Annotated in this window: 8 protein-coding genes; 4 read left to right on the forward strand and 4 right to left on the reverse strand. The window is 74.8% G+C overall.

The genetic code is table 11. The annotated features are described in order from the left end of the window. The first annotated feature begins 113 nt into the window (after positions 1-113). The 3 genes from J0670_RS23675 (at position 114) to J0670_RS23685 (ending at position 4,026) form a co-directional block, all read left to right on the forward strand. Complete coding sequence (locus tag J0670_RS23675; protein WP_207813671.1) at positions 114-1,109, forward strand: ABC transporter ATP-binding protein; 996 nt, start codon at positions 114-116, stop codon at positions 1,107-1,109. After that, the gene (locus J0670_RS23680) at positions 1,106-1,873 is read left to right on the forward strand and encodes an ABC transporter permease (RefSeq protein ID WP_207813672.1); all 768 of its coding nucleotides are present in this window, start codon (positions 1,106-1,108) and stop codon (positions 1,871-1,873) included. The genes J0670_RS23675 and J0670_RS23680 overlap by 4 nt, the downstream gene beginning before the upstream one ends. Before the next feature lie 77 nt (positions 1,874-1,950). Next, positions 1,951-4,026: a HEAT repeat domain-containing protein gene (locus J0670_RS23685; RefSeq protein WP_207813673.1), complete on the forward strand. Its 2,076-nt coding sequence runs from the start codon at positions 1,951-1,953 to the stop codon at positions 4,024-4,026. Positions 4,027-4,071: 45 nt separating this feature from the next. Here the strand turns inward: J0670_RS23685 and J0670_RS23690 are convergent, their stop codons facing one another. The 4 genes from J0670_RS23690 to J0670_RS23705 all read right to left on the reverse strand — a co-directional run bounded on the left by J0670_RS23690 (position 4,072) and on the right by J0670_RS23705 (position 7,042). Continuing rightward, positions 4,072-5,079 carry an NADP-dependent oxidoreductase gene (locus tag J0670_RS23690; RefSeq protein ID WP_207813674.1) on the reverse strand — a complete coding sequence of 336 codons (1,008 nt, stop codon included), beginning with the start codon at positions 5,077-5,079 and terminating at the stop codon, positions 4,072-4,074. 67 nt (positions 5,080-5,146) lie between these two features. Continuing rightward, positions 5,147-5,650: a cupin domain-containing protein gene (locus tag J0670_RS23695; protein ID WP_207813675.1), complete on the reverse strand. Its 504-nt coding sequence runs from the start codon at positions 5,648-5,650 to the stop codon at positions 5,147-5,149. Continuing rightward, complete coding sequence (locus J0670_RS23700; protein WP_207813676.1) at positions 5,643-6,497, reverse strand: NAD(P)H-binding protein; 855 nt, start codon at positions 6,495-6,497, stop codon at positions 5,643-5,645. The genes J0670_RS23695 and J0670_RS23700 overlap by 8 nt, the downstream gene beginning before the upstream one ends. Continuing rightward, entirely contained in the window at positions 6,494-7,042 is a 549-nt protein-coding gene (locus tag J0670_RS23705; RefSeq protein ID WP_207813677.1) for a PadR family transcriptional regulator, read from the reverse strand. Before J0670_RS23705 ends, J0670_RS23700 begins: the two co-directional genes overlap by 4 nt. A 161-nt stretch (positions 7,043-7,203) precedes the next feature. On the opposite strand from J0670_RS23705, the gene J0670_RS23710 reads away from it, so the two are divergent. Then, positions 7,204-7,739 (forward strand): Uma2 family endonuclease (locus tag J0670_RS23710; protein WP_207813678.1); only part of this gene is annotated, 536 nt, incomplete at its 3' end.

Raw genomic sequence — 7,739 nt, forward strand, 5'->3', positions numbered from 1 at the left:
GCCCACGGCGGGACGCCCGGCCCGGGCCCGGACGGGAGCGTGGAGGCACGCAACGAGGCGCGCCGCGTCGGCCCGCCACAGAAGGACAAGGACACGGAAGGAAAGGCACCACCTTGATCGAGGTACACGACCTCAGCAAACGCTACGGCGGCACCCTCGCCGTGGACGGGCTGAGCTTCACCGTCCGCCCCGGGCAGGTCACCGGCTTCCTCGGGCCGAACGGCTCGGGCAAGTCCACCACCCTGCGGCTGATCCTCGGCCTGGACGCCCCGACCGGCGGCCGGGCCACCGTCAACGGCCGCCCGTACGCCGCGCTGCGCCACCCGCTGCGCGAGGTCGGCGCCCTGCTGGACGCGGCGGCCGTCCACCCCGCCCGCTCCGCCCGCCACCACCTGCTCGCGCTCGCCGTCACCAACGGCCTCGGCGCCCGCCGGGTCCGCGAGGTACTGGAGCTCACCGGCCTGGAACCGGCGGCCCGCCGCCGCGCCGGGCGGTTCTCGCTCGGCATGAAGCAGCGGCTCGGCATCGCCGCAGCCCTGCTCGGCGACCCGGCCGTGCTGCTGCTCGACGAACCGGTCAACGGGCTGGACCCGGAGGGCGTCCAGTGGATCCGCACCCTGCTGCGCCGGCTCGCCGCCGAGGGACGGACGGTGCTGCTCTCCTCGCACCTGCTGAGCGAGATGGCACTCACCGCCGACCACCTGGTGGTGATCGGGCGCGGGCGGCTGGTCGCCGACCGCTCGACGGCCGACTTCCTGGCCGAGCACGCCCGTACGGACGTCCTGGTGCGCTGCGCCCGTCCCGCCGAACTCGCCCGGCTGCTGCGGGCGGCCGGGGCGGCCCACGTGGGGGAGGAACCCGACGGGGCGCTCGCGGTGGTCGGCCCGGAACCGGCCGCGATCGGCGAGCTGGCCGCCGCGCACGGCATCGGCGTGCACGAACTCACCGTCCGGCGGGCCTCGTTGGAGCAGGCCTTCCTGGACGCCACCGGCGAGGCCGTCGAGTACCGCACCGCCGAGCGTGCCGCAGAGCGCACGGCAGAGCGCGCGGCAGAGCGCACGGCGGACCGCACGGCGGACCGCACCGCGGCCGAGAGGAGGAGCGCGTGATCACCACCCGAGGCGCCCTGGCCGGCGAGTGGGTCAAGCTGCGCAGCGTCCGCGCGACCCCGCTGGCCACCGGCATCGCCCTGGCCGCCGCACTGTTCATCGGCCTGATCGACTACGCGAGCGCCGCCGACCAGTGGGACGGCTGGACGGCCGCCCAGCGTGAGCGCTTCGACCCCGTCCGGTACGGCTTCTCCGGAGGCTTCTACGTCGCCGTCCTCGCCGTCGGGACGCTCGGCACACTGGCCGCCTCCAGCGAGTACACCACCGGCCAGATCCGCTCCACCCTGGCCGCCGTGCCCCGGCGCGGCCAGGTGCTCGCCGCCAAGGCCCTGGTGGTCGGCGGGGCGACGGCGCTGCTCGGCCAGCTGCTCGCCTTCCTGACCTTCCTGCTCGGTCGGCGCGCCCTGACGGCCAAGCACCTGGCCGTCTCGCTCGGCGACCCGGGGGTGGCCCGGGCCGTCGTCGGCTGCGGCCTGTTCCTGTCCGCCTTCGCCCTGCTCGGCCTGGCACTCGGCTTCCTGCTGCGCCACACGGCGGGGGCCGTCGCGGCGCTGTTCGGGCTGTTCTTCCTCTCCCCGATGCTGCTCGCCCCGTTCGGTGACGGGGTGGCCCGGTTCGGCCTCCAGGGCGTCTTCGAGGGCCTCGGCACCACGGTCGCCGGCACCGAGCGCCTCGGCCCGGTCGGCTGCTTCGCCGCCCTGGCCGGCTACCTGGCCGTCGCCTTCACCCTGGCGGCGCTGCGGCTGACCCGCCGGGACGCCTGAGGCGGGGCCGGCCGCCCGCACCGCACGTGGTGCGGGCGGCCGGCGCGATGTCGGCGGCGGCTGCGAGGATCGCGCCCATGGACCTCGCAGACGTCTTCGCCGGCCTCGACGCCCACCCCTGGGCCTCCGTCCCGCACGCCTACGGCCCCGCCGAGGACCTTCCCGACCTGCTGCGCGCGCTCGCCGAGGGCGACGACGAGGAGGCCGAGGAGGCGCTCTCCGACCTGTACGGCGCCATCCTCCACCAGGGCACGGTGTACGCCGCCAGCGTCGACGCCGTCCCCTACCTCGCCGGGATCGCCGCCGCCGGGCGGCGGACGGTCGAAGTCCTCTGCCTGCTCGGCGGGTTGGCCGAGAGCGAGGACGAGTGGAAGGTCCCGGTGGGGGCCGTCCGCGACGCCGTCGCCGCCCAACTCCCGCTGATCCTGCCGAGGTTGGCGGACGAGGACGAGTCCGTGCGGCTGCTCGCCGCCTGGACGGTCGGCCACGCCGGGGTCGCCCACGCCCTGCCCGTTCTGCGGAGCCGCTGGGCGACCGAGAAGGACGTCGACGTTCGAGCCCAACTGCTCACTGCCATGGGGAGGTTGAGCCTGTCGGCCGTTCTCGACGACGCCACCGCCCTGATCGCCCCGGACACCCCCGCGCCGCTGCGGCTGGCCGCGCTCCTCATCAGCCTGAGGGCGGAGGAGCCCTGGACCGCCGCCCACCACGCCGCCGCCCTCGGCCTCCTGCCGACCGGCGATCTCACCGTCGACCCGTACGGCCCGCACGCCCGCGAACCGCTGCACGCGATCGTCGACGGCCTGCTGCTGCTCGACAGTGAGGACGGCCGCGAAGGCGCCTTCGCCCTTCTGGAGGCCGCCCTGCGCGACCCGCGCCCGGAGGTGCGGAACGAGGCCCTGCCCGTGGCCGACCACGCCTGCTGCGTCTCCCGCAGCGCCCCCCGGCGGCTCCTCCCGGCCATCGCCGCGCTCGCCGCCGAGCCGTGGGCGGCGACCCTGCTCGCCAAGCTCGGCCCGCTCGCCGCCGAGGCCGCGCCCGTCCTGGCCGAACTCGCCGCCCAGCCCGACGACGAGGCGGCCGACCGGGCCCTGGCCGCACTCCTGCGCGTCGAGCCCCGGCAGGCGGCCCCGCTGCTGGCCCGCGACCTCGACCGGCGCCCCCGCGCCCTCGAGGTCGCCGGCGATCCCTACGGCCCGGTCCTCCCGTTCGCCCCGGGACTGCTCGCCGCCGCCCGCGCCCGGCTGACCGTCGAGGGCCTGGAAAGCACCGAGACCGCCACCCTGGTGCATCTGCTGCGCCGGTGGGGCCCGCAGGCCGCCGCCGCCCTGCCCGAGCTGACCGCGGTGCTGCCCCGCTTCCACCACGCGGCCGCCGCCATCTCGGCCGTCGCCGCCGGAGGTTCCGCGGCGGAGCGCCGGCGGGCCGCCGCCGTGCTGCGGGAGCTCGCCGGGCCGGTCGCGGTCGCCCGGGCCCACCACGACCTCACCGGCGAGACCGGGTTCCTGCTCGACACCGTCACCGAACGACTGGCCGCCTCGTGTGAAGTGGCCGAGGCCGCCCGGGCCGCCGGCGACCTGGGCGCGGCCGCCGCCGGACTGCTCCCGGCCCTGCGCGCGGCGCTCGGCGACGCGGACGCCGAGCCGGCCGTCGCGTCGCTGGACGCCGACGTCGCGATCGCCGTCGCCCTCTGGCGGATCGAGGGCGACGCCGAGGAGGTCGTCCCGGTCCTGGCCTCCGTCCTCGACCGCGTCCAGGGGCGGCAGTGGTACCGCTGGACCGTCGTCGAAGCCCTTCGCGCCGCCGCGCTCCTGGGCACGGCCGCCCGGCCCCTGATCCCCCGTCTGGAAGGCCTGCTCGACGACCCGGAGAAGGCCCCCGCCGCCGCCCTGGCCCTGCTGGACATCACCGACCCCGACACCGTCGATCCCGCCCGGCTCGCCGACGCCGTCCTGCGCTCGGCCGAGGCGGGAGCCGACGTCAGGGGCGCCTGCGAATTCCTCCAGGCACTGGGCGCCGACGCACTGCACACCGCCCAGCGCTGGAGGATCGCCGAACTGGCCGAGGACGACCGCCGGATCGTCGCCTTCGGCAGCGTGATCGACAGCATCCGCGAGGACGAGCGGCTGCGCGCCCTCCTCGCCGGGCTCTGAACCCGGGGGCGGCCGCCGACACTTCGGCGGCCGCCCGTCGGCGGTTCAGACCAGGCGCAGCACCAGCTTGCCGGTGTTCTCGCCGCGGAACAGCATCCCGAGGGTCTCCGGGAAGTCGTCGACGGTGCCCTCCACCACGTGCTCCTTGACGGTGATCCGGCCCTCGCCGATCCAGCCCGCGATCTCGGCGGCCGCCTGCGCGAACCGGGGGGCGTAGTCGAAGATCACGAAGCCCTCCATGCGGGCCCGCCGCACCAGCAGCGACAGGTAGTTGGACGGGCCCCGCACGCCCTTCTCGCTGTTGTACTGGCTGATCGCGCCGCAGATCACCACCCGGGCGTGCATCGCCAGCCGGGTCAGCGCGGCGTCGAGGATCGGGCCGCCGACGTTGTCGAAGTAGACGTCGATGCCGTCCGGGGCGTGAGTCCGCAGGGCCTCGCGGACGTCCTCGGCCCGGTAGTCGATCGCGGCGTCGAAGCCGAGTTCCCCGGTCAGCAGCGCGCACTTCTCCGGTCCGCCCGCGATGCCGACCACCCGGCAGCCCTTCACCTTGGCGATCTGCCCGACCATGGTGCCGACGGCCCCGGCCGCGCCGGAGACCACCACGGTCTCGCCCTCCTTGAGCGCGCCGACCTCCAGCAGCCCGAAGTAGGCCGTCATCCCGGGCATGCCGAGCGCCCCGAGGTAGGTCGACGGCGGCGCGAGCGCCGTGTCGACCTTCAGCGCGCCCTTGCCGTCGGACACCGCGTAGTCCTGGACCCCGAAGGTGCCCACCACGTGGTCGCCGACCCGGAACCCGGGGTGGTTCGAGGCCACCACCTCGACCACCGACCCGGCCCTCATCACCTCGCCGAGCCCGACCGGCGGCAGGTAGGAGGGCCGGTCGTCGAGCCAGCCGCGCATCGCCGGGTCCAGCGAGACGTACCGGGTCCGGCCGAGGAACTCGCCGTCCCCCGGGACGGGGACGGCGGTGTCGGCGTGCTCCCAGTCCTCCGGCCGTACCTCCCCGACCGGCCGGCGGGCGAGGCGGATCTGGCGGTTCACTTCGGTCATGACGTCTCCTGGCGCGCACTCGGGTTCGACCTGGCAGACCGCCGATTCTAAGCAAGCGCTTAGTCAATTACCAGGATCGGTTCTTCGTCGGGCCGGGTCGATCGTCGGAGCGGCCCCAGTCGACCAGCTCCTGGTCGTACCCGGCCAGGAGCGACTCCATCGCCCGCCGGTCGGGGCGGCCGGAGGCGGCGAGGGCGGCCGCCTCGATGAAGAAGTGCTCGAACCCGGCCGGGGTCAGCGCGACCAGGATGGTGGCCGGGGCGTCGCCGATCGCGGTGAAGGAGTGCGGGTGGGTGCGGGGGACGTGCAGGAAGCCGCCGGGGCCCGCCTCCACGGTGCGGTCGTCGCAGCGCAGCCGGAACGCGCCGCTGACGACGTAGAAGGTCTCGTCGTGGCCGCGGTGCAGGTGCGGCGGGGCGCCCTCGCCCGGCGCGAAGGTGGACTCCACCACCGCGAGGGAGCCGCCGGTCTGTTCACCCGCGAGCTTGACCACGTACGGGCTGCCGGGCACGTGGAAGCGGCCGCCCCGGCCGGGCGGGAGGGCGATTGGTTCGCGGTGGACGTCAGCCACGGCCGAACTCCTCGCGGTGCCGCTCGACCCAGGCCCGGAACGCCGTCGCCGGACGGCCGGTGAGCCGCTCCACCTCGGGCGTGACGGTCGCGGCGAACGGCTCCAGCGAGGCGGCCCGCAGTGCCATGACCGCGTCCGCCATCTCCGGGGAGAGGCCGTGCCCGAGGAGCGCCTCGCGGGCGACGGACGGCGGTACCTCGGTGAACGTCAGTGGTAGGCCCAGGACCTCGGCGAGCGTGGCGACCAGCTCGCCGGGCGAGAGTGCCTGAGGGCCGGTCAGCAGGTGGGCCCGGCCCTCGTGCCCGGCCTCGGTCAGGGCGAGGGCCGCGACGGCGGCGAGGTCGGCCGGGTCGATCACGGAGACCCGGCCTGCGGCGAACGGCGCCCCGACGGTGCCGGTGGCCCGGATCGGCCCGGCCCAGGCGAGGGTGTTGGACATGAAGCCCATCGGCCGCAGGAACGTCCAGGCCAACCCGGCGTCCAGGACGGCCCGTTCGCCCGCCCGGTGCCAGCAGGCGACGGGGTCGGCGGCGGTCGGGTCGGCGACCCGGCCGGAGGACAGCTTCACGACGGCCTCGACGCCGGCCCGGGCGGCCGCCCGGGCGAGGTTGGCGTCGTGGCGCGGGAGGTCCGGCCCGTCGGCGAGCAGGAACACCTTGCGCACGCCCCGCAGTGCGGGGGCCAGGCTGTCGGGCTCGCCCAGGTCCGCGCGGACGACCTCCACCCCGACGGGCAGTTCGGCCCGCTCGGGCCGGCGGGTGGTGGCGCGCACGGGCGCGCCGAGGGCGGTCAGTCGGTCGACGAGGGCACGGCCGACGGTGCCGGTCGCGCCGGTCACGAGGATCACGAGGCCCTCCGGGAGTTCCGCTCCAGGCTGTCGAGCAGGTCGTCGTGCCAGGCCAGGTCGGCCCTCAACCGGGCGAGGCAGTGCTCGAAGATCCAGGGTTCGAGCCCGGTCAGATCCGGCCGGGCGGCCTCGAACTCCGCCTCGAACATGGTGATCTGCTCGGCGACGGCCCGCCGCCGGTCGGCGATTGCCTCGACCAGGTCCCCGTGCGAGAGGTCGGCCGTGAACTGCAGCGCCAGGTCGACCGGATCGGGCAGCAGCCGCACCTTCCGCAGCGCCGCGTCGCGAAGGGCGGCCAGCTCCCGGCGGCCCCGCTCGGTGATCGCGTAGACGGTCCGCTCCGGCGGACCGCCCACCTTCTCACTGCGGACCACCTCGACCAGCCCGTCCCCGGCCATCCGGTGCAGCACGCTGTACAGCGACCCTGCCTTGACGTCCGTCCACAGCTCGGTCCGGTCCAACTGCGCCGCCTGCCGGATCTGATAGCCGTGCATCGGCCCACCCCGGGCGAGCGCGCTGAGTGCGAAGAGTCGAGAAGTACTCATGCTGATAGTCAAACGCGACTAAGATTCATAGTCAAACGCGATCAAGGATGGAGTCGGAGCTTTGCTCGGTGTAGTCGGCGGAGGAGGTGTCGAGACGCCGGTAGTCTTTCCTCCGGGCAGCCCCCGAGCGCGGAAACCGGCGCCGGAGAGGAGAACGGCAAGTGAGCACAGCGCACATCGGCCCCGGCGACTACAGCCGGGTGCCGAATCCGGAGCAGGCCCTCAAGTACGCGATTCAACACATTGCTGGTGATCGCGTCGAGATCGTCGAGGGAGTCATCACCCCCGTGTCGCCGTCCTGGGCGCATGAGAGCGCCATCGACCTGATCCGTGAGCAGATCGGTCCGCGACTGCGTGAGCTCGGCCTGCGGGCCGGTTCGGGCAATCTCGATCTGCCGGGTACGGAGAACTTCTACGTTCCGGACATGGCCGTCGTCCCGGCCGAACTGGCAAGAACCGAAGGAGCTTTGCTGCCGGACCAGACGGTTCTGGTGGTCGAGGTCACCTCGCCCTCGAACGGCGACACCGACCGCACGGTCAAGCGCCGCCGGTACGGGCAGTTCGGTGCGCCGCTGTATCTGCTGGTGGACCGGCAGGACCGGGCCTGCACGTTGTTCTCGCAGCCCACGTCGCTCGGCTACACCAGGGCCGAGGGGCCGCACCCGTTCGGCGTTGCGGTGCGGCTCCCCGAACCCTT

This window comes from Streptomyces sp. FH025, assembly GCF_017427025.1.
Classification (GTDB): domain Bacteria; phylum Actinomycetota; class Actinomycetes; order Streptomycetales; family Streptomycetaceae; genus Kitasatospora.